Here is a 26,983-nt window from a genome sequence, read left to right on the forward strand (position 1 = left end):
GGTAGGTTCGGTTCAAATATGACTCAAGCGCGAACGTCTGAGAATCGTTGCTGTCCTGACGGAAATTTTGACGCAGTGGGGTCGATTTTCTGGCGCCCAGACCCAGCTGGGATAAGGTAGCCGCAGTGAACAGGAGTGCCCGATGATAGAGATTGCCGCGGTGTCCAAAAAGTTTTCGGACGGGCAAAGGGTTTTGAACGGTGTGTCGCTGAAATTGGCCGCGGGTGAGAGCCTGGCACTGATGGGCGACTCGGGATCGGGCAAAAGCACATTCCTGAACATCTGCGCGGGGCTGGAGCCGCCGGATAAGGGGCAGGTGCGTATCGCCGGCGAAGATATTGCGGCCTTGTCCGACACGGCGCGCGCCACGTTGCGGGCGCGCAGGTTGGGGCTGGTGTTTCTGCATTTCAACCTGATCCCGTCCCTGTCGGTGTCCGACAATCTGGTGTTTCAGGCACGGTTGGCAGGACAGTACGATGCAGCGTGGACAACCGACCTTGCAGCGCGATTGGGCCTGACGAACCTTCTGGCGCAGTATCCCGAGACCCTTTCGGGCGGCCAGCAGCAGCGTGTGGCGATCGGTCGGGCGCTGGCCGGGCGTCCGGGGCTGATCCTGGCGGACGAACCCACCGGAAATCTGGACGAAGGCACCAGCGACAACGTGATGGACCTGTTCCTGTCGCTGATCAGGGATACAGGCGCGGCGCTGTTAATGGTCACCCATTCGCCGCGCATGGCGGCAATGTTGCAATCGCAGGCGATCCTGCGCGGCGGCGAGTTGATAAGGTGAGGGGCGTGGTCCTCAAGGCGTTGCTGAGCCATTGGCGGCGGCGTCCGTTGCAATTGTTCAGCCTTGCCTTTGGACTGGCGCTGGCGACGGCGTTGTGGACCGGTGTGCAGGCGATCAATGCACAAGCGCGGCAATCTTATGCCGAAGCGGCGCGCAGTTTGGGGCAGATCGGATTTGACCAGATCATCGCGCCGGGCGGTGTATTGTTCGATCAGTCGATTTATGTGGCGCTGCGCCGTGCCGGATGGCAGGTGTCGCCGGTGCTGCAGGGCCAATTGCGTGTTAACGGACCGCAAAGTGTTGATGTGATTGGCATGGACCCGCTGAGCATGCCTTCGCCGGTTACAAGCAGCGCGATGGAAGGCGGGGCGGGTTTGCTGACCTTTATCACCCCGCCGGGTCAGGCCATGGCGCATCCCGAAACGGTTGCCGCGCTGCAGGGTGCCGAAGGGTTGCCTGAACTGTTGCCTGTGGACGGCGTGCCGCCGGGGCAATTGATGGTGGATATCGGCGTGGCGCAGCACTTGCTTGACGCACCGGGGCAGGTGAGCCGCCTGATCGTGTTAGACGAACAGCCACTGGCCCGCGCGGCGTTGCATGAGGTTGCGCCAGAGCTTCAACTGCGCACGGGGCAGGACACGTCGGATATCGCGCGGCTTACCGACAGTTTCCATTTGAACCTGACGGCCTTCGGCTTGCTGTCCGCCGGAGTTGGGCTTTTCATCGTGCATGCGGCAATTGGCCTTGCGTTCGAGCAACGCCGGGTGATGTTCCGCACCCTTCGCGCGCTGGGCGTGTCGCTGAATGCGCTGACACTGGCCTTGGTGGCTGAGTTGTTGGTTTTTGCAATTGTCACCGGCGCGATCGGTGTGGTGTTGGGATATGTCATCGCTGCGTTGCTTTTACCCGATGTCGCGGCGACCTTGCGCGGTCTTTACGGTGCCGGGGTATCGGGCACACTCAGTCTGCAGCCCGCTTGGTGGTTGGGCGGATTGGGCGTGGCGATGTTGGGCACCGCGATCTCTGCATCGCAAAGCCTTTGGCGGTTATGGCGCATGGGTATTCTGGCCCCGGCGCGCCCCCGCGCATGGGCGCGGCAATCGCAGCGCGGATTGTGGCGGCAACTGGCGGTGTCGCTGGTGCTGGGCGTTCTTGCGGTGGCTTTGGCGCGCTGGGGGCAGGGGCTGGTGGCTGGATTCGCGATGCTGGGCGCATTGTTGATGGGGGCGGCTTTGGCGCTGCCACCAGTTCTGAGCGGGTTGGCTGCACTGGCTGCTCGCGCTTCACGCGGCGCTTTGGCCGGATGGTTCTGGGCCGATACACGGCACCAGATGCCGGGCATTTCGCTGGCATTGATGGCGCTGCTGTTGGCGGTGGCAGCGAATATTGGCGTGTCGACCATGGTCGGCAGCTTCCGGGCCGCATTTACCGGATGGCTGGATCAGGTGATGGTGTCCGAGCTTTATGTACAGGCACGTGACGAGGCCGAGGCCGAAGCATTGGACGACTGGTTCGAAACCCGGGCGGATGCGGTTCTGCCCATCTGGTCGGACCGGGTGGAGTTGTCGGGCCTGCCGGGCGAGGTTTATGGGATCGTTGATCACAGCACTTATCGCGACAACCGTGTTTTGTTGTCTGGCCGCGAGGATGCGTGGGATAGGGTATTTGCCGAGCAAGGGGCCCTGATCAGCGAACAATTGTCTTATGGGGCCGACCTGTCTGTGGGTGACGTCCTGAGCTTGCCCGGCGGGCTGGGTTTGTCGGTTGTGGGCATCTATGCCGATTACGGCAATCCCATGCCGCAGGCGCTGATTGCACAGCCGGTTTTCAATCGCGTTGCCAACGCACCGCAGCGCCTGCGACTGGCCGTGCGGGTGGCCCCGGAGAAGGTTGGCAACCTGATGCGCGAGACCGTAGAAGATTTCGGCCTGCCGGGCGAAAACATGACAGATCAGGCGTCGATCAAGGCAGTTTCGATACGCGTGTTCGAGCAGACATTTGCCATCACGGCGGTATTGAATGTTTTGACACTGGGCGTCGCCGGGTTTGCGATTTTGACCAGTTTGTTGACGCTTTCGGGCATGCGCCTGGCGCAGCTGGCACCAGTATGGGCCATCGGCCTCTCGCGATCGCGGTTGTCGGTTCTGGAGTTGGGGCGGGCCGCGCTCCTGACAGTGGTGACGGCCATCGTTGCTTTGCCGGTTGGGCTGTTGCTGGCATGGGCGCTGTTGGCGGTGGTAAACGTTGTGGCCTTTGGCTGGCGCATTCCCATGCAGCTGTTCCCTGTAGATTGGGCGGTGTTGGGCGTTGTGACGATGGTGGCCGGGGTCCTGTCAGCGGCCTGGCCAGCCTTGCGATTGGCACGGATTGCGCCGGCGGAGTTGTTAAAGGTGTTCGCGCATGAACGTTAAAGCAATTCTCCTGCCCATGGTCTGGCTGTTTTGGGTGGTTTGCGCCCAAGCACAGAGTTTTGCCGGGTTGGGCAGCGCGGCTGATGCAGGATTTGCCACGCCTGTGCGGGGTCAGGCCTTGTCCTTCCCTACGGATCACGGTGCGCATCCGGCATACCGGATCGAGTGGTGGTACATCACGGCGAACCTGCAGGCCGAGGATGGGCGCGATCTGGGGGTGCAATGGACCTTGTTCCGATCAGCCTTGGCGCCGGAGGGCGGGCAGGGCTGGTCGGTGCCGCAGGTCTGGATGGGCCATGCGGCGGTTACAACCGCTCGGCAGCATTTCACCTCCGAGCGTTTGGCGCGCGGTGGCGTTGGGCAGGCCGGGGCCGAAGCGGCACCGTTCCGGGCGTGGATCGACGGTTGGTCGATGCGCGGGAACCCCGTCACCGGCCCCGTAACCCTAAAGGCCGAGGGACGTGACTTCGCTTATGACCTGACTTTGACGGCCAACCGTCCTTTGGTGACGCATGGAGAGGCCGGCTATTCCGAGAAATCGGATAGCGGTCAGGCGAGCTACTATTACTCGCAACCCTTCTATGAGGTGGCCGGGGTCGTGGAACTGCCAGAGGGGCCGATCAACGTCACCGGACAGGCGTGGTTGGATCGTGAGTGGTCTTCGCAGCCGCTGGACGAAAACCAGGCCGGGTGGGACTGGGTCTCGTTGCATTTTGAATCTGGCGCAAAGCTGATGGGGTTTCAGGTGCGCGATGACCAGGGGGCGTTTACCTCGGGTACGTGGATACACGCCGACGGGCGAGTGGAGCCGTTTCGCGATGCCGTTGTGCAGTTGACCCCGGGCAAAACCGTCCGGGTGGAAGGGCGACGGGTGCCCATAGAATGGCAAGTTACCGCGCCGCGTTTCGGGTTGGATGTACAGATCACCGCGTTGAATCCCCAAGCCTGGATGCCGATGCTGTTTTCCTATTGGGAAGGCCCGGTCACCATCGCGGGCAGCCACCGCGGAAAAGGGTATTTGGAGATGACAGGATATGACTGACAGTCACGTTGCCGTTGGCACCCTGTCCGGGGCGCAAGGGTCGCGCTAAACATGGCTCGGAACAAAGGAATTTCGTGATGCATGTGCCTCTACCTATAACCCGTGATCTTGTGCTTGTTGGCGGTGGGCACAGCCACGCTCTGGTCCTGCGATCGTGGGGGATGCGGCCTTTGGCCGGCGTGCGGGTGACGGTGATCAATCCGGGGCCAACCGCGCCATATTCCGGGATGTTGCCGGGGCTGGTGGCGGGGCATTACCGTCGCGAAGAGCTGGAGATTGACCTGGTGAAGCTGGCACGGTTCGCGGGCGCGCGTGTCGTGCTGGGCCGGGCCGAGGGGATCGACCGGGATGCCCGGCTGATACATGTGCCCGGACGCGCACCAATCTACTATGACCTGGCATCGGTCGATATCGGTATCACCTCTGATCTGCCGGCCCTGCCGGGGTTCACAGATCATGCTGTGCCAGCCAAGCCATTGGGTGCTTTTGCAAGCCGGTGGCAGGCATTTGTGGCGCAAACTGTTGCGGGAAAGGCCGCGCCGCGCGTTGCGGTCATCGGCGCGGGCGTCGCGGGTGTTGAACTGGCATTGGCCTGCAAGCATCGATTGGCGCAGGAAGGTGTCGGGGGCGAGGTCGCCTTGCTGGAAGCAGGTCCCGAACCCCTGCGCGACATTGGCAAGGGCGCGCGCGCGGCGTTGTCTGACCAGATCGCGGCCCAGGGTGTCTCGTTGATGACCGCCGCTGCGGTGTCCGAGGTGACAGCCGACGGCGTGGTTCTGCAAGACGGTCGACAGGTAGAAGCGGCATTGGTGATTGGTGCAGCAGGCGCCGCGCCGCAAGGTTGGCTGGACCAGACCGGGCTGGCCCTGACCAATGGGTTTATCGATGTGGGCGCCGACTTGCGTGCAACCTCGGATCCATTGATTTATGCGGTGGGCGACTGCGCGCATCTGACCCATGATCCGCGACCAAAGGCGGGTGTTTTCGCGGTACGCGAAGCGCCGGTGCTGCTGCACAATCTTCGGGCCGATCTTTCAGGAGGTAAACGGCGGGAATATCACCCGCAAAAGGACTATCTGAAATTGATGTCGACCGGCGGCAAACATGCGGTTGCGGACAAGCTGGGCCTGCGGCTTGAAGGTGACTGGCTTTGGCGGTGGAAGAACCAGATTGATCGCAGTTTTATGCGCAAATTCCACGAACTGCCGCAGATGGATCCACCCAAGCTGCCGACCGAGGCTGCGGATGGTCTGCGTGCGATAGTTGAGAATGGCCCAATATGTGGCGGCTGCGCGGCCAAGGCGGCGGCGGATGTTCTGCACGATGGCGTTGGCCGGTTGGGCGATGATGCGGCGCTGATATCTGTCGGGGGGGCGGAACTGGCGCTCAGCACGGATCACTTCCGCGCCTTCTGGGCCGACCCGTACGTGCTGACCCAGATCGCGGTGGCGCATGCGCTGGGCGATATCTGGGCGATGGGCGGACAGCCACGCGCGGTGCTGTCGCAGGTCACTTTACCCACCGCCAGCGACCGGGTGCAACGGCACATGCTGCGCGAGATTACGGCTGCGGCACGTGCGGCGTTGGGTGACATTCCCTTGGTCGGTGGACACAGCGCAGTGGGGGCCGAACTGATGGTTGGGTTCACCGCACTGGGCCAAGCCGGTGCCGCGCGCCGCGTGACCGGGGCGCAGGTTGGCGATGCACTGATCCTGACAAAGCCCCTTGGCTCGGGCACGCTCTTTGCGGCCGAGATGCAGGGCAAGGCAGATGGCGGTGACATCGCGCGGGCCTTGCAGACCATGGCGCGCCCGGTCCGCGAGGATGCGGTGGTTCTGGCACCCATGGCTCATGCAATGACCGATGTCACCGGATTTGGGCTGGGGGGGCACCTGCTGGACATGCTGCGAGACGGTGGTCTCGACGCCGAGTTGGTGTTGAACGACGTTCCGTTGATGCAGGGGGCCGCGGAACTGGCCGCAGCAGGCGTTCGCAGTTCGCTTTACCCCAAGAACGCAGAGCTGTTGCAAGCGGTCGGTCTGGACACAACATCCACCCCCCGAGCGGCCTTGTTGGCAGATCCACAAACAGCAGGTGGGCTTTTGGCGGCAGTACCAAATGGCGATGCGGCCATGGACGCAATGCAAAAGGCCGGTCTGCAGGCGTGGAAAATCGGTCTGCTCACCGAAGGCACGGGGAAAATCAAAGCGCGCTAGCACCATCGATTGCGGCGGCGATGCGGGGCAGTTCTGCTGCCAATGCTGTGCCGCTGAGATCGGGCAGGTCCACAGACAGGCAGCGCGCCGCATCCACCCAGCGCGCCCGTTGTCGCGCGTAGCGTGGGTCGTAGTGATGGGTCAGCAGTCCTTCGACCAGCGCCCCGTCGTCACCTTGCGCCACATGTTGCTGCCACGTGGCAATGCGTTCGCCTGAATGGCGCGTGGACAAAGCCGCAACCAGGTCAGCCAGCCGTGCGCGATCTGCAGAGATGTCCCCATAGCTTTGCAATAGATATCGGCGCCGGGCCTCCATCGGCGCTCGGATCTCAACCCGTGGGGCATCCTTCATCGCGGCCCAGATTGCAGGCGGCAGGTTCAGATCGCCGATCTTGCTGCTTTCGGCCTCGACAATCAGGGGGCGGGCCGGGTCCAATGCCGTCATCGCCATGGCGAGATCGCTTTCAAAGCCTTTTTGCGCAGGTTGCCCACCGGCCACACCACCAAAGATGGAGCCCCGGTGGCAAGCCAGCGCCTCGAGGTCCAGAACCTGATGGCCAGCATCTTTCAGCAGCGACAGAATCACCGTCTTTGCGGTGCCGGTGTTGCCATCCAAAATCATCACCTTGCCCGGCCAAGCCGCGCCATGCATCGCGTTTTGCACCAAACGGCGATAGCTGCGATAGCCGCCATCGATGGTTTCGGCCCGCCAACCGATTTGTTGCAGGATGATTGCCACCGAGCCCGACCGCTGCCCGCCGCGCCAGCAGTAAACCAGCGGGCGATAGTCGCGTGGTTTGTCGGCAAGCACCTCTTCGATATGGCGCGCCATGTTGCGCGACACCAGCGCCGCGCCGATCTTGCGCGCCTGAAAGGGGCTGTCCTGCACATAGATCGTGCCCACGCGGGCACGTTCGTCGTTGCTGAGCGCGGGCAGGTTGATGGCGCCGGGGACGCGATCCTCGGCAAACTCGGCCGGCGAGCGGACGTCAATGACCTGGTCAAACGGCAGGTCCCGCAATTGGCTCAGATCGGTCAGTCGCATCGGCATATCCCCCTGATAGGCAATCCTTTTGTCTAACGCCACTGCATTCACCGCTGACAAACGGGTTTGGCCGCGCAATACTCGGCACAACCAGGGAGGAATGGATGCAAACTCGGATCGCGCTGTTGCAGCAATCGGGGCTGGAACGGCCTTATTCGCAGTCAAAACCGCTGAAAATCGTTCAGGCAGAGCTTGGGGAGCCGGGGCCGGGCGAGATGAGGGTGCGCATGGCGGCGGCGGGGCTGTGCCATTCGGACCTGTCCACCATCAACGGCGACCGCCCGCGCGAGATGCCGATTGCGCTGGGCCACGAAGCCTCGGCCGTGGTCGAGGCGGTGGGCCCGCATGTCACCGCCTTTGAACCGGGCGATCACATCGTTTTGGTCTTTGCCGGGTCCTGTGGGCAATGCACGCCATGCGCCGAGGGGCGCCCGTCGCTGTGCGAGCCGGCCTTTGTCGCCGCGGGCGGCGGTACGCTGATCGGCGGCGACCGACGGATCAGCGTGGATGGCCACGCTGTGAACCACCATCTGGGCGTGTCGGCCTTTTCCGAACGCGCCATCGTGGCCGAGGCGTCTTGTGTGAAGATCGACAAATCCGTTCCCCTGGAGCGCGCGGCGTTGCTGGGCTGTGCGGTGCTGACCGGGGTGGGGGCGGTGCTGAACTCGGGCGAATTGCGCGTCGGGCAGCGGGCCGCGGTAATCGGGTTGGGCGGTGTTGGTCTGGCCGGGTTGCTGGGTGCGATTGCCGGCGGGGCGCGGCAGGTGATCGCGGTGGATCTGGCGCAGGACAAGCTGGACTTTGCCCGCGAACTGGGCGCGACCCATACGATCAACCCCACAGATGACACCGCGGTGGAACAGGTGTTGGAGATCACCGATGGAGGCGTTGACCTTGCCGTGGAACTGGCCGGTTCGGTGCCCGCGCTGGAGTTTGGCTGGAACATCACCCGGCGCGGGGGCACCTGTGTGACCGCCGGGTTGCCGCACCCGTCCAAGGCGCTGTCGGTGCCCGCCGCGGCCCTGTCGGTCAGCGAGAAAACGCTGCGCGGGTCATATGTGGGCTCTTGCGTGCCCAAGCGCGACATCCCGCGCTTTGCCGATCTGATGATGCAGGGGCGGTTGCCCATCGAAAAGCTGATGACACACACGCTGAGCCTGGATGAGATCAACGAGGGGTTCGAGCGGCTGGCCGAAGGGGCTGCCATCCGGCAGGTGATCACCTTCGACCAGGACTAAGGTTCAGCGCGACAAGCTGTCAGCCAGGCGCATCAGGGTGATGGCCTCGGCGCGGTAGCCAAACGGGTCGTCGCCCTTGGCCGCGTTGGCCAGCGCGATGGCGTCGGAATAGGACCAGTCGCCGGTATAGACGCTGCCGCGCAAAAGCTGGCCGAACCCGGCGATGGCGGTGGCGAACTGCGCCTCAGACTTGGCGGCGGTTTGCAGCGGGATCGGGGTTTCGATCAGCTGGCTGGTGTCGTCGCCCGGCGCCTTGTAGCGCAGGCGGAGGAAACCCAGCTCATCCGCCGGGCCGCTTTCGGCCTCTTGCGCACGATAGCGCAGCGGGTCGTTGAGCGCGGCGGGCGATCCTGCGGGCGTCACCTCGTAGATCGCGGTGACCGCGTGGCCCGCGCCGATCTCGCCGGCATCCACCTTGTCATTGTTGAAATCCTCGCGCCGCAGGGCCCGGGTTTCATAGCCGATCAACCGGTATTCGGCGACGGTGGCGGGGTTGAACTCGACCTGCACCTTCACATCGTTGGCGATGGGGAAAAGCGCGCCGGTCAGCTGATCAACCAGCACCTTGCGCGCCTCACCCAGCGTGTCGATATAGGCCGCCTGACCGTTGCCGTTCTGGGCCAGCGCCTGCATCGTGGCATCGTCCAGATTGCCACGACCAAAGCCCAGCACCGACAGGTAGGTGCCGGTGTCGCGCTTGTCGGCGATAAAGGTTTTCAGCGCCTCGGGGTCGTGGATGCCGACGTTAAAGTCGCCATCGGTGGCCAGGATCACGCGGGTGACATCGCCCTCATCGGCCATGTCCTCGGCCACCGCATAGGCCTGTTGCAATCCGGCTTGCCCGGCGGTGGAGCCACCAGCCGCGAGGTTATCCAGTGCCGCCATGATCGTGGCGCGGTCTTCGGCGCGGGTGGGGGCCAGCACCTGCCCGGCGCTGCCGGCATAGGTGACGATCGAAACCTGGTCGGCGGGCCGCAATTCTGCCAGCATCAGCCGGAAGGATTGTTTCAACAGCGGCAGCTTGTTGGGCTGGTTCATCGAGCCGGACGTGTCGATCAGGAACACCAGGTTCAGCGGCGGGCGGGTGTCGATCTCGGGCAGCGCGCCTTGCAGCGCGATGTGGACAAGCTGCGTGTCGGCGTTCCACGGGGTGCCCGTCACGGTGACGGTGGGTTGGAACGGGGCCTCGCCATCGGGCGCGGGATAGGTATAGGGGAAATAGTTCACCATCTCTTCGATCCGCACGGCCTGCGCGGGGGGCAGGTGGCCGGCCATCAGCGATTGGCGGACCACCGCATAAGACGCCGTGTCAACGTCGATGGAGAAGGTCGAGACCGGGTAGTCGGCCACCACTTTCAGCGGGCTGGCCGGTTCGTTGGCAAAGCTTTCGGTGTTGGGTGGAGCGTCGGCAAATTGCACGTCCATGTCTGTGTGAAAAGTCGTTGGTGCGTTTGCCCCGGCGATGATGCCCAATTCGGGGGCACCGGTCACGCTGATACCTTGGCGTTCCGCTTTCGCTGCAGGTGGGGAAGCCAGACGCATGTCTGCTGTTATTTCTGGTGCGGGCGCGGTGTTTTCCAGCAAGGGGGAAGACAGCTCTTCAACGATGATTGGCGGTTCTGTAACGGAAACCGGTGTGCCAAACCGCATGGGCTCGGGCCCATCCATTTGCGGCAATACGACCACCACGGCCAATCCGACGGCCACGAGGCCAGATGTCGTCGCAAGCGCGGTGCGCGCGGTAAGCATGTTCAGCATCTTTCCAACTCCTTCAATCAGACCTGCGCCGGATGTCCGGCGCTTGTTGGTCTGACGGGTGTCGGAGGTATTTTCTTGGAGCGCGGCAAAGCTTTTCTGCGCAAGTTCCAGATGCGCAGCCTTGGTTGATGCATCGGGCGCAGGCGTCGCGCGCAGGGCGGATTTCAGGTGGTCCAGCTCGTCTGTCATGCCTGCTCCTCCTTCTGATGCAAAGCGCGAAGGTGCTTTTTCACCTGGCTCATGCGCCAGGCAATGGTGCCTTCGGAAATACCAAGAACTTCAGCAGCTTGTGCCTGAGTCAGATCTTCGCCCAGCACCAAGGCCACCGTATCGCGCAGGTCGGTTGGCAGGGCTTGCATGGCTTGCGCCAGCCAGTCATTGGCCGCGGATTGATCTGCGATCTCGGCCTGGCGTGCGACCTCCCAATCGCCCCAACCTTCGGCGGCACGCGCATGTGTTGCCGCCCGGCGACGGCGGTCATGCGCGGCGTTCACCGTCACGCGGTAAAGCCACGTCGTAAACCGCGCGGTACCCTGAAAGCTCCGCAGTTTGGCCGGCAAGGCGGCGCAGATGTCTTGGGTAAGATCTTCGGCTTCGGCACGATGTCCCGTCAGCCGGAAAGCAAAGGCAAACACGCGGTCGTAATGCCGCGACAACAGGGTCGAAAACGCCCCGCCGTCCCCCTGTGCCGCCGCCAGGGCCAATGCCTCGTCCGAAGTGCTCATACGCATGACATTGGGTTTGACGCGACCCCGCGGTCAATCCTTGGCCGCAGGGGAAAGTTTTTTCAGGAAACCCTTTGCAACGGTGCGCCGTGGGTTGTCATTTGGTCCATCGTTGTCTCGGACACGCGTTCGGTACTGAGACGGTGCAACAATTCCACATGACAACTGGTACCGGTTTTCAGAAAGATCGACCTCAGGTGCGATCTGACCGTGGGTTCACGAACGTTCAGCTTGTTTGCAATGGATTTGACCAGCATGCCTTCCTGAACCAACACGCAAACTCGGTACTCACAACGGGTCAACCCCAATGGATTGGCTGCGTCCAAAACCCGGAACTGTTGTTCTTGTCCAAATGCATGAACGTTGTTTGATCCGGCATTCTTCTGGGCCGTTCCGGGCAGGCGAGATTGCCAGGTTTTGGCCAGAGTTGGGGCCAAAATCGTCAAAAGGTTCCGATCAGCTTCGGCCACTTCCGTGGTGAAGTGCAGTTCCAAATAGTCTGACGTTTCCGACTCGCCGGACAGGCGGATGGCAACGACATCGCGTGTTTTGCTGGATGACATCCTTGTGTGCAGCGTGATCAGCGCGTCGCGGTTCATCATCCCGTTTCGCTCGGCTTCTTTCAGCGATATCACCGACCCAACACGCATGACATGCAGGTGTTCACCAAGCATTTCGCGCAAGTAAGAACTGGGCCGCGATCCTGAATACTGATCCTTTTGGTCTATCGTCGATGCGATGATCTTTAACGAAATCCGACCCTCTACTTGCCGCAAAAGCGACGCACTGTCCGCGCGCACGGTTTCAGCCAGATGAACCAGCGAGCTTTTTACGTCACCATGCCCATGCAGGGTTTCTACCCATTCGGCCAAAAGATCCAACGAACCTGGTGCCGGGGCAAACGGATTGCCCCCATACGTTTCACTCAGCATATCCCCCTCCCGGAAATCCAACTTCGCCAGACAGCCTGTGGATTTCCTTGTCACCACTCAAAAAAAACTATTCACAACAACAGTTAGCAAGGCGCAATTGATGGGGATGAGTCAACGCAATCCGGTATTCTGCGAGGTTGACCCTGCGTCAACTTTTTGAGTGAGTCATCGAAAGAAGTGTTTATTAACAAAGCCTTAACTTCGTGATGTCTTGCGTGATCAATTCTTTATCGAATGGTTCAATATTCAGCGCAACTTGTATCTATTTGGATATAATAAAACAAAAATCCCGGTAATTATGGTTGCGTTAGGGGAATATCGGGCGATTCGGCTGCGCCAAAAGAGGCGATGGAACGAGTGGATTATTCCCGTCAACATCTATATCAAAATTATCCACACAACTTTTGCGATAATTTCCAATCGAAACAATGAGCTTTAGGTGAGCAAGGATTTCCTAGCCTGAATACGATCTCGGGGTTGGCCTCGAAGTCATGCCCTGTCGGGTGAAGTTAAGATCAATTTGTCATTTTGGGGGATCCAATGACCATTAAACTGTCAAAGACTATCAAGCGTTTTGCAAAAGACGAATGCGGTGCCGCAATGGTGGAATACGCTGTCGCCTTGCTGGTTGTAACCGGCATCGGCATCGGTGCCATGGCAACGATCGGTGAAAACTCGGGCGGTCTGGTGGGCACCGCGTGCACCGGTCTTGAGACCGCAGCAAGCGCCGGGGCAGGCACCTGCTGATCTCGATACCTCTGGCTCTTGCGTTCGCACCCTGATCGCAAGAGCCGTAACCCGCGTTGCGTGTGTCATCGGATACAGAACGCGCACCGCATTTAGGCGGAGAGACATCATGCGTTTCGGTTCCTTTCTTGTCACATTGGTTGGCGTCGGACTGGCTGCCGGCGCTGTATTTCTCGCCAAAGACTACCTGGGCGATCCAACCGGTGCCGCCACGGCGTCGCCGGCAACTCCTCAAACAGTCAACATCGTCATTGCCAAGCGCGATATCGAATTCGGGCAACCCGTAGGCCCGCAAGCGCTTACCGTACAGCAGTGGCCTGCCGAGGCAGTGCCCCGAGGTGCGTTTACATCAATCAGCGCATTGGTCGGCGACGACGCGACGCAAAACAAACGCGCTCTGGTCCGGCTTTACGAAGGCGAGGTTATCCTTGCCTCGAAACTGTCAGAACCCGGTGAACGCGTGACCATTGTTCAAAAGCTCGGGGAAAACACCCGCGCAATGGCGATCAAGGTTGACGCGGTGACCGCCGTGGGTGGTTTTGTCACGCCGGGCGATTATGTCGACATCCTGCTGACGCAAACCAGTGGCGACAGCATGCGCGCCGGAACCATTCTGCAAAACATTCGCGTAATCGGCGTGGATCAGCAGTCGGAAGAGAGTGCCGACCAGCCCGTTGTCGCCCGTACCGTAACGGTCGAGGTATCACCCGACCAGGGTCAGCGCCTTGCGTTGGCGCAACGGGCCGGCACGCTGAGCCTGACTTTGCGCACGTTGAACGAAGTGCAGGACACGGCGCTTGACCTTGTTGAACTGAGCGATCTGTTTGCAGCGCCTGAACCCGAGGTTGAAGTTGACGTGCAAGCCGAAGTCGAAGCGCCCGTTTCGCCACGCAAACCGTCGATCACCGTTCGCCGAGGTACGGAAACGCAAACCGTGCAGCTGCGCTGAGCAACTCGTTTAGGATTCGCAAACATGCGCCCTGCTTCATTCATAGTTAAGCCGCCTATAGCGCTGATTTATATATCGAATTCCTGGGTGGTCGGCGTGCCATCATGTTGACCATCGACAGCGCCCTGGACGGTTTCCGGTCCTTTTTACCCGTCGGCGCCCGGGAAATCTCTGTTTCGCTGCCTGTCGAAGATTGGGCGCTTGGAGGTGTTGGATGACTGCCCTAACCAAAGGTAAACACGCAGAAACCGGGCACTCTGTCCTTATTGTCTCGGAAGACCAGAGGTTCATCCAAGACGTTCAGGGCCGCTTTTTCCAGAAGAACGGCGATGCTGTCGCGTCCGAACCGCGCGGCTTTCATGGGATCAACGGTCGCGGGGCCAACCTGGCTTATGCCAAGGACGTCGTTGTATTTGATCCGCATCCGGACGACCCCAAAGAGGTCGAGGCACTTGGCAAGCTTCTGGCCAAACGTGGCGCGGACACCGTGTTTCTCGGGCTGAGCAGTGACGAGATGTCGATCCTTCAGGCGCGCCGGCTGCGCGATGTTGGCGTGGACGAAGTGCTGCCTTTGTCGATCTCTGAACAAGAACTGAGCGATGTCATAGACGATACTTTGGCGTCGCGTCGCAGAGCGCCGTTTCCTGGGGCCACTTCCGGGGCACCCGGTTCGGTGATTTCGGTGGTCCAGGCCCGTGGGGGTATTGGCGCTACAACCGTTGCGGTTAACCTTGCTTGCGAGTTGCGAAATACGCGTCGTGACCGGCGTTCGGACATGCCGCGCGTCGCATTGTTAGATCTGGACATCCAATTCGGCAACGCGGGCGTATTCCTTGATCTGGAAGATAACGGCGCCATGCGAGCCATGGTCGAAGACAGGGTTACACCCGACGTCCCGTATTTGCACAAGATGGTTCAACGTCATGAGTCCGGTGTGGATGTCATCAGCGCACCGGCTGGTGTAATCCCTTTGAGCGCGTTGGAGAATGATGCCGTTGCAGGTTTGATGGACGCCTTGGCACAGCGCTACGACTATGTCGTTGTGGATTTGCCCCGCGCGTTGGTGGACTGGCTAGAGCCGGTGATCAAGCGAACGTCCCTTTTGCATGTCGTGACGGACCTGTCGGTGCCGTCGGTTCGGCACGCCAAGCGACTGATCGAATTTTATGAAGAAGTGCAAATGGGCCTGAAAGTCGACGTGATTATCAATCGCGAAAACAAGCCCATGGTGCGCATGGGGCAGTGGCGCGACGCCGAAACGGTGCTGGAACGCAAGTTTGTGCATTGGCTTCCCGATGGCGCCAAGATGGCGCGCAAGGCCGCGGATATGGGGCAACCTGTGCGCAAGGTTGCAAGGCTTGCACCACTCAGCCGGGCACTGACGCGACTTGCGCGCGACACAGCGGCGGCAGTGCGCGAAAGCGGCCAAGAAGAAAAGCTAAAGCGGGGGTAAAACAATGTTCAGCGATTTTAGAAAAAGAGACGCAGCCCCCAAGAACGTGGTGGCGCTGAAACCTGGTCATGAGGATCAGCCCAACCCCGAAGTCGACAAGGCTTTGATGGCGCATCTGGAGCTAAAAAGCCGCCTGCACCGGGAATTGTTGGACCGGTTGAACCTGTCGGTAATCGACAAGGTGGAATCGGCGGAATTGCGACGGCAGATTGCCAGTTTTGTTTCAAAATACCTTTCTGAACATGCGACGCCCCTGCGGGCGGACGCATTTTCGGACCTTGTGAACGAACTGATCTTCGAAGTTATGGGGCTTGGCCCGCTGGAGCCTCTGCTGGCCGATCCTACCGTGAACGACATCCTGGTAAATTCACACGAACAGGTGTTTGTGGAACGCAATGGCGTGTTGGAACGCAGTGACGTGCGCTTTCACGACGAACGTCACCTGTTGCGGATCATTGACAAGATTGTCTCCAGCGTTGGCCGCCGTATCGATGAAAGCCAGCCCTGGGTGGATGCACGTCTTGCCGATGGCAGCCGGGTGAACGCCATCATCCGCCCCTGTTCGGTCGATGGGCCGGCGTTGTCGATCCGCAAATTCTCGCGCAATCCGCTGACGCTTGATCGTCTTGTGGCACAAGGCAGCATGCCGGCCAGCGCGGCGCGGTTCCTGGAGGCGCTTGTTCAGGCACGCATGAACGTCCTGATCTCAGGCGGAACCGGGTCTGGCAAAACCACCCTGTTGAACGCGATGTCGTCCTTTATCAGCGCGGCCCATCGGATTGTCACGATCGAAGATGCCGCCGAGCTGCAATTGCAGCAGGATCACGTTGTGCGGTTGGAAACCCGGCCTGCAAATACCGAGGGCAAGGCAGCGGTCACGCAGCGCGACCTGGTTCGGAACGCGCTGCGGATGCGTCCCGACAGGATCATTGTGGGCGAGGTTCGGGGCTCGGAGTGTTTTGATATGCTGCAGGCGATGAACACCGGCCACGATGGGTCGATGACGACGGTGCACGCGAACTCGGCCCGTGACGCGCTTAGCCGGGTCGAGCAGATGGTGACGATGCTGGGTGGCGATCTGCCTATTCGTACGATCCGTTCGCAGATTGCCGCCGGATTCCAAGTGGTTGTTCAATTGTCGCGCCTGAGTGACGGCAAGCGCCGCATGGTTTCGATTTCCGAGATCACCGGGATGGAAAACGACGTCATCACGATGCAAGACCTGTTTGTTTACAAGCGGAATGGCATCGGGGAAAACGGCGAGGTTTTGGGCGAGTTTGTGCCAACCGGCATTCGCCCTCAATGCGCGGACATGCTGCAAGCCGCCGGTATCAAACTCGACGCGCGTAACTTCCATTTCGACGGAGAAACGGTATGAACGCGCTTCCGCAAGCTACAGTTGGCTTGTTGATCTACGTGGCCGTTTTCGTTGGCGCCTTGATCGCGTTCGAAGGGTTTCGCCAAGTACTGTCGCGTACCGAAGATCCGCACCAAGCCCGCAATCGCCGCATGCGCGCCCGGGCGAAAGGAGCCAAGACCGCCGACCTGCAACAGCAATTGTTGGAGCGTAACGCCGTTATCGGCAAACAGTCTTTGCTGGGCCGATTTCACGCCATTTTGGGGCAGGCGGGCTGGGTGATTTCCCCGGTGCGCTTTGTTACCGGGCAACTTGGGTTGGCCATTCTCGTTTTTCTGGCCGCGTCGCAAGCGTTTGCAATGCCGGTCGCGGCTCTTTTGGGGGTGGTTGTCGGGTTTGCCCTGCCAATGTTGTTTGTGCTGGCGTCCCGCGCGCAACGGTTGGAAAAGATCACCGCGCAGCTTCCGGATGCGCTGGACTTGATGGCGCGCGGCTTGACCGTTGGGCATCCGCTCAGCGTGACGGTAGGCAATGTTGCCAATGACATGCCCGACCCGATCGGCAGCGAGTTTGGCCTGATCCAGGATCAGGTTCAGTTCGGCGATGACATCACCGAAGCCTTCGCCGCGTTTGCACAGCGTGTCGGGACCGAGGATGCGCGATATGCCTCTGTCAGCGTGGGCATACAACACGGCACCGGGGGGAACCTGGCGCATGTGCTTGGCGTGCTGGCCAAGGTCATTCGTGATCGGGCGACGATGCGCAAGAAAATCCGCGCGATCTCGGCCGAGGGGCGTTTGAGCGCATTCATTCTTTCCATTCTGCCTTTTGGCATCTTCGGCATCATCAACATCACCGCACCAACGTTCTATGCGCAGGTGTGGGATGATCCGATGTTCAAGTACTTTGCCATTGCGGTGTTGGTTCTGGTTGCTTTGCAGATCCTGATCCTCTTCCGCATGGTCAATTTCAAGTTCTGAGGAGGCAACCATGTTGGCCCGAATTCAGGAACTATTCGCCGCAACCGGCATGTCCGAGCAGCAGTTGATATTGGCCTTACTGGGATTGGGTGTGTTCGTGTTTGTTTACGGGCTGTCCGCGGTTTTTGCCGGCCCCACGGCGCAAGAACGTCGGATGCATGCATTAGCCGGAGCCAAAGGCGGCCGCGCTCGATCGGATGTGCTGCGTCTGGACGACAACGATCCCAAGGGGATATTGCGGGCGTTGGTGCCAAAAACCCAGAAAGAGCGCAGCGATGTTGCCAAAAAGCTGCGCCAGGGCGGCCTGCACCGCAAGAACTCTGTACAGTGGTTCTATGCGGTGCGTACGGTTTTGGCGTTGGCCTTGCCTTGTGCCTTTTTGGTGTTGCTTTCCACGATCGACGTCTTGCCCTTGCCGGGCATCGTTGCCGCAAAGCTGACCAGCCTGACCTGGGGGCAGACTGTTTTGGTGCTGTCGATCCTTGTTCTGATTGGGTTCTTCCTGCCTTCGATGTGGCTGCGCGAACGGATTGCTGCACGCCGATTGGCCATCGAACAGGCGCTGCCCAACGCGCTTGACCTGTTGGTGGTGTCGCAAGAGGCCGGGTTAGGATTTGATGCCGCAATGACCCGTGTTGCCCATGAGATTGGGCCGGTGGCCCCCGAGATAGCGCAAGAGTTCACGATCATGCAGCTGGAAATTCAGGCCGGCAAAGACAGGATGAAAGCGTTCTCGGACATGTCGGCAAGAACCGGCGTGGACGAGGTCACGGCATTCTCGAACGTGGTCATCCAATCGCTGCAATTCGGGACCTCCGTGTCAGAGGCCCTGTCGAACTATGCCCGCGAAATGCGAGTAACCCGAGAACTGCGTGCGCAGGAAAAGGCCAACAAGCTGCCGGTGAAAATGTCAGCCGTTTTGGCCGGGCTGATGATGCCCGTGCTGCTGATGATTTGCCTAACCCCGATCCTGATCCGCTGGTTGCGGATGTTCGCCGAGATCTAGGGGATTACATCTGATAGCAGCGCGATTTGATGCCGCCGCCACTGACGCCGCAGATATATGTACCTCGGCGGCCAGACCGCCCTTTGCCCACAATCTCAAGCGGCGAGCGCGCAGCCTTGCGCGTTTCGGGTGCCTTCTGGGTCACCGTCAGAACCACGGGGGCGGACTTGCTTGAAATCAGGGATGTATCTGCCTGTTCTACAGGTTCCGGTGTCATGCAGGCACTTGTCATGCATGCAATGGCAAAAGCGGCCAATGTCATCTTAGGTCTGCTCGTTTTCTTTTGCGCCGGAACAAACCGGCGGGGTTGTTGATGTTCCACTGCTCGTCCCTTCTTATTGACGCTGGCAAAACCTGCCTTCTCGGGACTCCGGGATAGCGTCTGAAGGTGTTCTTATTGCGGCGGGAACGTAAAGAAATCGGTACAAGTTTGCCAGACATGCGTCAAAGACACGGCAATTGTGACGCCGATTTTCATCAAATATGGTGGATGCGTGGCTGGCGTTTCAAAAGACGCGCGCCGAAAACTTTGTGTAATCAAAGTGAAAGGCCGCGTTGGGGCACGCGGCCTTTCGGTTGGTGAAGCAGGCGGTTTTTCGCCGGTCTATGGCGGGTTATTGTCTGACGACGCGCTCGCTCACCTTCCAATCCGGCAGGCCAAAGTCATCGGGCCACGGATAGACTTCTTGCTGGTTAAAATAAACGACCGAGGTCAGTCGCGGGTATTCCGGGTAATCCTGCCGAACGCTGTTCTCCCAATCGTCGACATATCCGGCGTCCCCGACATAGCCCAGCTCGGCCACGATCACAGGTTTGCCAAAGCCTTGCACGCGTTCATAACGCGGGCCGAATATATCGGTGAAGGTCTGAGCCTCGCCAAGGATCTCTTCTTCCCAGGCTTGCAGGCCAAAGACCGACAGGCCGATAACGTCAACATAATCGTCGCCGGGATAATACTCTTCCAGTCCCTCGCGACCCAGCGGCGACCACATCACCGTGACATCCGGTGCAACTGAGCGGCACACATTGATCATTCGCTGAAAGGCGCTGACATAGATGGACGGCTCCCAGTTGGACCAGATGAACTGACCGCTGTCGTCGTCCATTTCCTGTGCCCAACGCACGGTTACGTCACTTTCCAGATCATCCAGGATCGAACAAATGGCGCGCATGTTTTCGTCGTAAAGACCCGTACGTATGCCATTGATCAGGAAGCTTGGCGTGTTGCGGCTGTCACGTGTCCATGTCCACGGCTCGATCGTGACCATCAGGTCGCGATTGCGCTCTCGCGCATAAACATCCGCGTCGTACAGGCTGCCCAAGAACACGTCTTCCCACGGCAGGAACAAGTGCTCGGTCGTCAACTCGCGATCCGTTGAAAACTCGCCGGGCGGATCGTAGGCGCCGAAGGGCAAACCACCCGGCGGGGCCGCCTGTGCCGAATAACTCGTCATGCCGATCAGCAACGGCACGATAATGCCGCCAGATCGCAATCGTTTGGGTATCATTTCATGGAGCTTCATGATGCATTCTCCCGTTCAAGTAGCGATTTGGGCCAATCCAGAATGTCCTTGCGAAACTGGTAGTGCACGCGCCCTTGCGATTGCCCGGCACCCGACACGTAAAACCGCATCTCGGTTACCTGGTAGGGGCCTAACCCCACGGTTAGCGCATGCAGCCCGTGGGTGCCTCTGGCCCAGAACGAGGCCCCCACCAGCGCAATCAGAAAGACGGATGCAGCGAACTGTGTCGAAAGGCGTGGCACATAGCGTTGCCAGTCGACCGCGTTTTCGCGCAGATGCCGGATCAGGATGGACGCAAATGCGCCCGCGTAGATTCCGGCGTAAAGCAGTGACAGAACGTAAAAGCCGCCGGCCTTGGTCAGGTTATCGACCATCAGGACCGGCAACGCAGACATCGCGGACAACAGGAAGTACGGTGTCAGGATGCGGGTCGGCAGCGGAGGCTGGCTGGTTTGCCCTTTGGGTGTGATGCGGAAATCCACGAAGCTGCCGGTCAGGCGGTCACGCAACGCCACAAGGCAACCCAACAAAACCCACGGCCACTGCAAGAACAGGAACAAGATCTTGTCCCAACTGAAAATCTTTGCGTTCAATGGACGCATCAAACCGTCCTTCCGGGCCTGCAAGACGATCCATGTCAGGATAGCAGCCGCCGGGATGGCATGGCCGATGAACGCCGGATACGTCACGTTTGCGAACCGGATGTCGAAGGCAACAGCCAGCACTGGCATCAGGAACATCGCAAGATGCGTCAGCGCCGAGAAAGGGTACAACAACTGGCAAAACAGGAACTGAAACCGCAGCCGCGGTGGCAGGTTTCGTAAATAGCGCGGCGTGTGGCTCAGCAACAGCGTTACCAGGCTGCGCGACCATTGAAACTCCTGCGTGGCCAAATCCGAGATGCTCTCAGGCCCTGCGCCGTGGGCAATGGCATCTATCGCATGCACGCCACGCCAGCCACCGGCGTTCATGATCATTGTTGTCGAGTGATCCTCTGCCAGGTCCGGTCCCAGCCCACCGACATCGCGCAGCGCCTTGGTGCGCACCGCATAGTGCGAGCCGATGCACATGGGCGCCCAACCATCGCTTAGCCCACCCTGAAACGCGCCGTGAAACAGAGCCTCTGTATAAAGGCGGGTGCGCGCGGCCCAGCTGTATTGGGCGTTTGCATCGCAAATCGACGGAGCGCTGACATAGCCGACACGCGGGTCAGCAAAGCCTTTCATGATCTCGCGCAGGTATCCCGGCTGCGGCACATGGTCGGCATCCAGCTGGGACACAAAGTCATAATTCTCATAGCCGTAATGGTCATAGAAATAGGCCAGATTACCTTCCTTGCACCGGGTGCGACGGGGCCACGTCTTTTGGTGGTATTCTTCGCAGCCCTTTCGGGACGAAATGTACACGCCATGTGCCTCGCACCATGCAATGGTATCTGGTGTTGGGTCTTCGTCCGCCAACCAGGTGTCATGCGGCACATCCTGTGACAACATCGCGGTCAGGGTGGTCTTGAGAAGCGAAAGCGGTTCGGACGGTGTTTTGGTGACAATCATTGCCACCCGCACACCTTCGTGCGGCCGGATCCACCCCGCCGGTCGTTTGGACCGCAAAAAGAAGGCGAAGAAGTAGAATACAAGAAAATTGGTCCAGCCCAGAACCATCGAAACCAAGATAAACCGGCCCCAGCCGATCACGTGTTCGGCCTGAAACCACCACGACCAAAAGTACAAACTGGCCAAAACCGCAACGCCAACCGCAATGCGATACTTCACCTTTTGCGCCGTTGAAAACACCGGCTCAAGGAATGGGCGCGCGACGGGTTCAGGCATTCTGGGCCTCCTTCTTTGAAAGGCCAAAGAAGGGAGCGGCGTCGCGGATGATCTGCGCCATTGAGGAATGAAGGGTATGAAAGCCCAGTACCTCGGCCGCAAGTGACGGGTCAGCCGTAAGTACCGGCGGATCACCCGGACGTCGCGCCGCGAAACGAGCCGGCACCTTACGGCCCGTAACATTCTCAATCTCTTCAAGTACTTGCAGAACCGAGTGGCCTTTGCCACTGCCAAGGTTCAAGGCAAGCGAGGCCCCGCCATCCAGCAGATGCTGCAATGCTGCAACGTGCCCATGCGCCAGGTCATCGACATGGATGTAATCGCGCACACATGTGCCGTCTTGGGTGGCGTAATCCGTGCCAAATATTTGCAATTCGTCATGCAGCCCCGCCGCCGCCAGCATCGCCAGGGGCAATAAATGCGTTTCGGGATCGTGTCGTTCGGCAAGTTCACCATCAGGGTCGGCGCCGCAAGCGTTAAAGTATCGAAGGGTTGCGTATTTGATCCCGTAGGCGTGGGCGTAGTCGCGGATCATCTGCTCGCCAATCAACTTGGTTCGACCGTAAGGATTGATTGGGTTCTGCGGGCTGTCCTCGCGGATCGGCTGGCTTTCTGGAATGCCGTATGTGGCACAACTGCTAGAAAAGATAAGGTTTTCTACCTTTGCCGTGACGCAGGCATCCAGAAGGGCCTGCATGCCACCAATGTTGTTTTGATAGTACTTTCCTGGGTTCCGAACGGACTCGCCCACATAAGCCGACGCCGCAAAATGCATGACATGACGAATGTCGTGGCGGCTGATGACATCAGCAACAGCCAACGAATTGCGGACGTCCAATTCGTAAAACGGCCCCCATTTCACAGAATCCCCGTGGCCGGTGCAAAGATTGTCGATGACAACGGGAAGAAACCCCGCCAACGACAGTGCCTTGCACGCATGGCTTCCAATAAAACCCGCGCCGCCCGTTACAAGAATGGGTGCGTCAGCCATCTTACCGACCTACCGCGCCACGCGCGGACTTGCGTTCAAGTTCCGATTGAAAATAGGCAATTGTCTGTTGCAGGCCTTTTTCCAGTGACACATGCGGGTGCCACCCCAACAGCGCCTCGGCCCGGGTAATGTCCGGACGCCGCTGAAGCGGATCATCTTGCGGAAGGGGATGGAACTGCAGAGCCGATCGTGATCCGGTTTTCTCCAACACGATTTCGGCAAGCTCGCGAACGGTAAATTCGACAGGATTCCCGATGTTTATGGGAAAGTTGACCTCAGCCGGGGCTGCCATAAGGCGGATCAGGCCGTCCACCAGGTCGTCGACAAAGCAGAACGAACGGGTCTGTTCACCTTTGCCGTAAACCGTGATCGGCTTCCCCTTGAGGGCCTGGATCACAAAGTTGGATACCACGCGCCCGTCACTGGCGCGCATGTTGGGGCCGTAGGTGTTGAAAATACGGGCGATCTTGATGTCAACGCCGTGGCGTTCCGCGTAGTCGTGGAACAAGGTTTCGGCCGAGCGTTTGCCCTCGTCGTAACAAGATCTTGGGCCAAAGGTGTTCACATTCCCAAAATAGTCCTCGGACTGGGGGCTGATATTGGGGTCGCCGTAAACTTCTGAGGTCGACGCCTGCAGGATCCGCGCCCCTTTTTCGCGGGCAAGATCCAGCAGGTTGATCGCCCCCAGCGCCGACGTCTTGAACGTGTGGATTGGGTCCGCCTGGTAGCGGGGCGGCGAGGCTGCGCAAGCCATGTTATAGATTTCGTCCAGCGGCCCGTCGATGTGTAACGGATCCACCACATCATGTTCCCAGAAACTGAAATCCGGGTGCTGCATCAGGGCCGAAATATTTGTGACCCTGCCAGATAACAGGTTGTCAACGCACAATATTTTCGCGCCTTCAGCCAAAAGCCGCTGGCAAAGATGTGATCCCAGGAACCCGGCACCGCCGGTGATCAGAACGGTTTTCTGGCGCGTCTCAGCGCGGCGATCAAGGCCCACTACTCGGGCCGTGCTTTTCATAACGTTCACGCGTGTCCCCCCCCCAAAAAGGTCGCAGCATTCTCTTTCTGTCTTTGAATAAAAATCTCGCATTCTCGGGCGGTTAGCCCTCACATTGCGTATGGTTTTTCCCGCCCTGCGTGTGGGTGTGGGAAAAATTTAGCGAAATTGGAGAAAAACCCGACGAAATGGCCGCCCCTGCCCGAAATGGGCAAGGAAGGAAGCCCGGACAGGTGGTGAACGGCCAAAGTTACACGGGGTTTTTAAAGTTTGCGGCGCTCAAAACACCGAAAGTTCAAAGTTTCAGACGCGCTTTGCGACCAAACGTGGACAAGTTAACGGGCCGACATTTCTGCGGGCCCATGGTTAATCAAACCGAACCTGAACACCGTGACGGCCAAAATAGGTGATGATGGCGTAAAGGAAAATCGTGATGCCGATCAGTTCGAAAGACTCTTCGAAGGTAGACATCACGATGTAGGTGGCCGAGCTGAAATTTTCGTCGGCAACAATGCCGCCAAGCGCTTCGAAGAACAGCGCGCCGGTGACATAGACCGTTCCCGCAAGAATGACCTGCCAGCGAAAGGTCCGTTCAATGGAAATGAGCCAGCGCAGGTACAGCAAGCCAACAATCGCGACGACGACAAGGCCCCCATAAACCCAGTTGAACCCCTCGTGCCCGAACTCGAAGCCAAGGTCGGGAACATCCCCCGGCGCCCAGTAGCCGTGAAAGTCCGTCATCTCATCAAGGCCGATATACAGAAAAATCAGCGTCAAACCGAACCACGGAAGTGCCCGTTCACCTCGGCCTTGTGCGCTGAAGGCACCAATCGCCAAAAGGCAGGCCGTAAGCGCCAATTGAAAGATCGAAAACCAGGTTGGGATGTTCTGTTCCTTGTTCAGATCAAAGTAGAAGCCATAGTTAAAAAGAACAGGGAAACTTGTCTCGCAAGCCTGAGCGGCAAAGCATGTGCGAGCGGTAATATGCAGGCCGATCAAGACGACAATAACGCCAAGCATCATGAACGCGACAGCTTTGCCAGAAACCCTTTGCGACATTGCCTTACACCTCCGTTTGGGGAGTTATTTTTTTTAAAATCAAAGGGTTAATCTAGCGTCCGCACGGGGATATGTCAACTTGGCCCAATTGAACCCCGTTCAAATACCCCATTTTTAACCGCATATGCAGCCGCGTCCTTGGCCCGGAAACGGGGCGCGTATCAAGGACAAACACCGGGTGATCGGGGTGCCAAAATTATACACTGGGGGGAACAGCCGGGATGGCACGCTGGGCAAACAAAGGCCCAAAAAGCGCTGAAAACCATGCTGGGCGATGCGCGAAAAAAGCGACGCGACAACGGCCCGGGCGTTTGAAAAAGCTTGCAGGACGTTGTGTGGTCGTTCACCATTTCGTGACCCAGCCATTGGACGAGCGAGGCAAGGAAATGACACGCTATCACCCGCTGCTTGTAACCATTCATTGGCTCATGGGCCTGTTGATCATCATGATGCTGATCTTCGGCAATCTGGTCACCGGGCCGCTGGACAATGCCGATCCCGAAAAGATCGAAGCCCTGACCGGTCACATGGCCATTGGCGTGACAATCGGGATGCTGTTGATTTTTCGCATTATCGTCCGCGTCCGTTCCCAGACCCCGGCACACGCAACGACGGGCAACCCGATGTTGGACAAGATCGGCGTGGCCACGCATCACCTGATGTATGTCGTGGTGGCGGGAATGGTTCTGTCGGGCCTTGGCATGGGATTGGGTCTGGGTTTGTTTGGTGTCGTCTATGGCGGCGAAGGGGCGCTCCCTGTGGATCTGTCCGAACGCTTGCCGGCCCGGGCGCATGACATGATCTCGAACATCCTGTTGCTGCTGGTGGTTCTGCACGTCGCGGCGGCATTTTATCACCAGCTCATTCTGCGCGACGGCCTGTTCCGGCGCATGTGGTTCGGAAAACGCCAGTAGATCGGCCGAAAGGAACGCCCGAACGGGCGTTTCTTGGTCAGTCACAGTGGCAGAGACCATGACACTTAAAACCGGTTAGACTTCTTCGACCTGACAAACTGTGCCAGTTGGAGCCAGCCCAAGTAGCTCTCGGTTTTTCATTTTCTCAAGAAGATCGCCACCAAAAAAATGAAGGCGATCAAATCGGAAATACGCAGGAAACGCGTCGGATTTCACAAGCAGTTTCTCGGGGATGACTGGGCGAAGCGTTGAGCGATCTCCGGCACTTTGTGAGTAATCCAGATACGAATGAAAACTTGCATCGCTTTCTAGAACACGTGGCGGTTCTTCGCGGCGTATAGAGATGGATTTCACAACAGAGAAACTGGATTGCGTAAAATCGATCCATTCGTCCGCATTCTTCTCGGTTAATTTGGCTTCACATAGAAGAAATCTTCTCGCCTTAAGCCGCGCTCCGAACCAAAGCTCCACATCTGTTTTGACATGAAAAGACTGGTGGAAGTTTTCTTGGGAAATCAATGGTTCATGCACAAGAACCAAGTTTGTTTCCTGTGGCAATAGAATGTCGGGCGGCGCAATATTTTCAGCTACGTTGACCGAAAGACGACAGTCGTCTGCTGTGTGAAAACCATACTTGATTTTGTCGTCTAGGATCGCTGCCGATTGGTGGTCAAGGGGACCGTATCCATCTTCTTCGACATAGTTTAAATCTGTTATGAAGCAGATGTAAATCATAGCGAAATGACCTCGTCAAATATCTCACAACGTCGCCATTGACGCGCATTTTGTCTTTTGGGTTACCTGCGAGATCATTCAGGATACCTGAGCCTGATCTGCTGATTGATACGCCAACGTGAGCTACACGCAAGAGGCCAACAAGGTCCACTTGGCGTTTGTTGATGTTGCCGCAGGTGCCGCGTTGCGTTTCAGGCACAAGGAGGCGAAGAACGCGCGTCTTTGACGTGAATCCGGCACACATGGGCAGATCCTGACAGAAGCAGTTTTCCCAAGCCAC

Annotated in this window: 23 protein-coding genes; 12 read left to right on the plus strand and 11 right to left on the minus strand. The window is 59.1% G+C overall.

Features of this window, described 5'->3' with window-relative positions; all coding sequences use genetic code 11:
• The first annotated feature begins 142 nt into the window (after nt 1-142).
• From ACMU_RS12365 to selD, 4 genes are all read left to right on the plus strand, one after another.
• Nucleotides 143-790, plus strand: a complete 648-nt coding sequence (locus tag ACMU_RS12365) for an ABC transporter ATP-binding protein (RefSeq protein ID WP_035260034.1) — start codon at nt 143-145, stop codon at nt 788-790.
• Nucleotides 787-3,201: an ABC transporter permease gene (locus ACMU_RS12370; protein WP_035260037.1), complete on the plus strand. Its 2,415-nt coding sequence runs from the start codon at nt 787-789 to the stop codon at nt 3,199-3,201. Before ACMU_RS12365 ends, ACMU_RS12370 begins: the two co-directional genes overlap by 4 nt.
• Nucleotides 3,191-4,243 carry a lipocalin-like domain-containing protein gene (locus tag ACMU_RS12375; protein WP_035260040.1) on the plus strand — a complete coding sequence of 351 codons (1,053 nt, stop codon included), beginning with the start codon at nt 3,191-3,193 and terminating at the stop codon, nt 4,241-4,243. Before ACMU_RS12370 ends, ACMU_RS12375 begins: the two co-directional genes overlap by 11 nt.
• Before the next feature lie 77 nt (nt 4,244-4,320).
• Nucleotides 4,321-6,459 carry a selenide, water dikinase SelD gene (gene selD / locus ACMU_RS12380; RefSeq protein ID WP_035260043.1) on the plus strand — a complete coding sequence of 713 codons (2,139 nt, stop codon included), beginning with the start codon at nt 4,321-4,323 and terminating at the stop codon, nt 6,457-6,459.
• On the opposite strand, the gene mnmH is transcribed toward selD, so the two are convergent.
• Complete coding sequence (mnmH, locus tag ACMU_RS12385) at nt 6,446-7,510, minus strand: tRNA 2-selenouridine(34) synthase MnmH (protein WP_035260046.1); 1,065 nt, start codon at nt 7,508-7,510, stop codon at nt 6,446-6,448. The genes selD and mnmH overlap by 14 nt on opposite strands.
• Before the next feature lie 98 nt (nt 7,511-7,608).
• Here mnmH and ACMU_RS12390 point away from each other — a divergent pair, with 98 nt between their 5' ends.
• Nucleotides 7,609-8,742 (plus strand): zinc-dependent alcohol dehydrogenase family protein, encoded by a 1,134-nt coding sequence (locus tag ACMU_RS12390; RefSeq protein WP_035260049.1) that lies wholly within the window; start codon nt 7,609-7,611, stop codon nt 8,740-8,742.
• 3 nt (nt 8,743-8,745) lie between these two features.
• Here the strand turns inward: ACMU_RS12390 and ACMU_RS12395 are convergent, their stop codons facing one another.
• The 3 genes from ACMU_RS12395 to ACMU_RS12405 all read right to left on the minus strand — a co-directional run bounded on the left by ACMU_RS12395 (nt 8,746) and on the right by ACMU_RS12405 (nt 12,157).
• Nucleotides 8,746-10,689, minus strand: a complete 1,944-nt coding sequence (locus tag ACMU_RS12395) for a vWA domain-containing protein (RefSeq protein WP_035260052.1) — start codon at nt 10,687-10,689, stop codon at nt 8,746-8,748.
• The gene (locus ACMU_RS12400) at nt 10,686-11,225 is read right to left on the minus strand and encodes an RNA polymerase sigma factor (protein WP_035260054.1); all 540 of its coding nucleotides are present in this window, start codon (nt 11,223-11,225) and stop codon (nt 10,686-10,688) included. The genes ACMU_RS12395 and ACMU_RS12400 overlap by 4 nt, the downstream gene beginning before the upstream one ends.
• Before the next feature lie 62 nt (nt 11,226-11,287).
• A complete protein-coding gene (locus tag ACMU_RS12405; RefSeq protein WP_035260056.1) occupies nt 11,288-12,157 on the minus strand; it encodes a helix-turn-helix transcriptional regulator in 870 nt (289 codons plus the stop codon).
• Between the two features lie 540 nt (nt 12,158-12,697).
• Here ACMU_RS12405 and ACMU_RS12410 point away from each other — a divergent pair.
• The 6 genes from ACMU_RS12410 to ACMU_RS12435 all read left to right on the plus strand — a co-directional run bounded on the left by ACMU_RS12410 (nt 12,698) and on the right by ACMU_RS12435 (nt 18,649).
• Entirely contained in the window at nt 12,698-12,904 is a 207-nt protein-coding gene (locus ACMU_RS12410) for a Flp family type IVb pilin (protein WP_035260058.1), read from the plus strand.
• A gap of 109 nt (nt 12,905-13,013) precedes the next feature.
• On the plus strand, nt 13,014-13,853 hold the full coding sequence (gene cpaB / locus ACMU_RS12415) for a Flp pilus assembly protein CpaB (RefSeq protein WP_035260060.1): 840 nt from the start codon (nt 13,014-13,016) through the stop codon (nt 13,851-13,853).
• A 214-nt stretch (nt 13,854-14,067) separates the two neighbouring features.
• Nucleotides 14,068-15,306 carry an AAA family ATPase gene (locus ACMU_RS12420; RefSeq protein ID WP_035260062.1) on the plus strand — a complete coding sequence of 413 codons (1,239 nt, stop codon included), beginning with the start codon at nt 14,068-14,070 and terminating at the stop codon, nt 15,304-15,306.
• Nucleotides 15,307-15,310: 4 nt separating this feature from the next.
• Nucleotides 15,311-16,684 carry a CpaF family protein gene (locus ACMU_RS12425; RefSeq protein WP_051588311.1) on the plus strand — a complete coding sequence of 458 codons (1,374 nt, stop codon included), beginning with the start codon at nt 15,311-15,313 and terminating at the stop codon, nt 16,682-16,684.
• On the plus strand, nt 16,681-17,643 hold the full coding sequence (locus ACMU_RS12430; RefSeq protein WP_051588312.1) for a type II secretion system F family protein: 963 nt from the start codon (nt 16,681-16,683) through the stop codon (nt 17,641-17,643). Before ACMU_RS12425 ends, ACMU_RS12430 begins: the two co-directional genes overlap by 4 nt.
• Nucleotides 17,644-17,653: 10 nt before the next feature.
• Nucleotides 17,654-18,649 carry a type II secretion system F family protein gene (locus ACMU_RS12435; protein ID WP_035260064.1) on the plus strand — a complete coding sequence of 332 codons (996 nt, stop codon included), beginning with the start codon at nt 17,654-17,656 and terminating at the stop codon, nt 18,647-18,649.
• Between the two features lie 4 nt (nt 18,650-18,653).
• Here the strand turns inward: ACMU_RS12435 and ACMU_RS12440 are convergent, their stop codons facing one another.
• The 6 genes from ACMU_RS12440 to ACMU_RS12465 all read right to left on the minus strand — a co-directional run bounded on the left by ACMU_RS12440 (nt 18,654) and on the right by ACMU_RS12465 (nt 25,054).
• Entirely contained in the window at nt 18,654-18,866 is a 213-nt protein-coding gene (locus tag ACMU_RS12440) for a hypothetical protein (protein ID WP_152544603.1), read from the minus strand.
• Between the two features lie 397 nt (nt 18,867-19,263).
• Nucleotides 19,264-20,172, minus strand: coding sequence for a glycoside hydrolase family 26 protein (locus tag ACMU_RS12445; protein WP_152544604.1), 909 nt, complete (start codon nt 20,170-20,172; stop codon nt 19,264-19,266).
• Nucleotides 20,169-22,001, minus strand: a complete 1,833-nt coding sequence (locus ACMU_RS12450; RefSeq protein WP_051588313.1) for a glycosyltransferase family 2 protein — start codon at nt 21,999-22,001, stop codon at nt 20,169-20,171. The genes ACMU_RS12445 and ACMU_RS12450 overlap by 4 nt, the downstream gene beginning before the upstream one ends.
• Complete coding sequence (gene galE / locus ACMU_RS12455) at nt 21,994-22,992, minus strand: UDP-glucose 4-epimerase GalE (RefSeq protein WP_035260070.1); 999 nt, start codon at nt 22,990-22,992, stop codon at nt 21,994-21,996. Before galE ends, ACMU_RS12450 begins: the two co-directional genes overlap by 8 nt.
• A gap of 1 nt (nt 22,993) precedes the next feature.
• Complete coding sequence (locus ACMU_RS12460; protein WP_051588314.1) at nt 22,994-24,016, minus strand: UDP-glucuronic acid decarboxylase family protein; 1,023 nt, start codon at nt 24,014-24,016, stop codon at nt 22,994-22,996.
• A gap of 345 nt (nt 24,017-24,361) precedes the next feature.
• A complete protein-coding gene (locus ACMU_RS12465) occupies nt 24,362-25,054 on the minus strand; it encodes a hypothetical protein (protein WP_035260071.1) in 693 nt (230 codons plus the stop codon).
• A gap of 386 nt (nt 25,055-25,440) precedes the next feature.
• Between ACMU_RS12465 and ACMU_RS12470 the strand changes: the two genes are divergently transcribed.
• Nucleotides 25,441-25,968 carry a cytochrome b gene (locus ACMU_RS12470; RefSeq protein WP_035260073.1) on the plus strand — a complete coding sequence of 176 codons (528 nt, stop codon included), beginning with the start codon at nt 25,441-25,443 and terminating at the stop codon, nt 25,966-25,968.
• A 75-nt stretch (nt 25,969-26,043) separates the two neighbouring features.
• Here the strand turns inward: ACMU_RS12470 and ACMU_RS12475 are convergent, their stop codons facing one another.
• A complete protein-coding gene (locus ACMU_RS12475; protein WP_035260075.1) occupies nt 26,044-26,703 on the minus strand; it encodes a hypothetical protein in 660 nt (219 codons plus the stop codon).
• Nucleotides 26,704-26,983 lie beyond the last annotated feature (280 nt).

It is taken from the genome of Actibacterium mucosum KCTC 23349, assembly GCF_000647975.1.
GTDB classification, from domain to species: Bacteria; Pseudomonadota; Alphaproteobacteria; order Rhodobacterales; family Rhodobacteraceae; genus Actibacterium; species Actibacterium mucosum.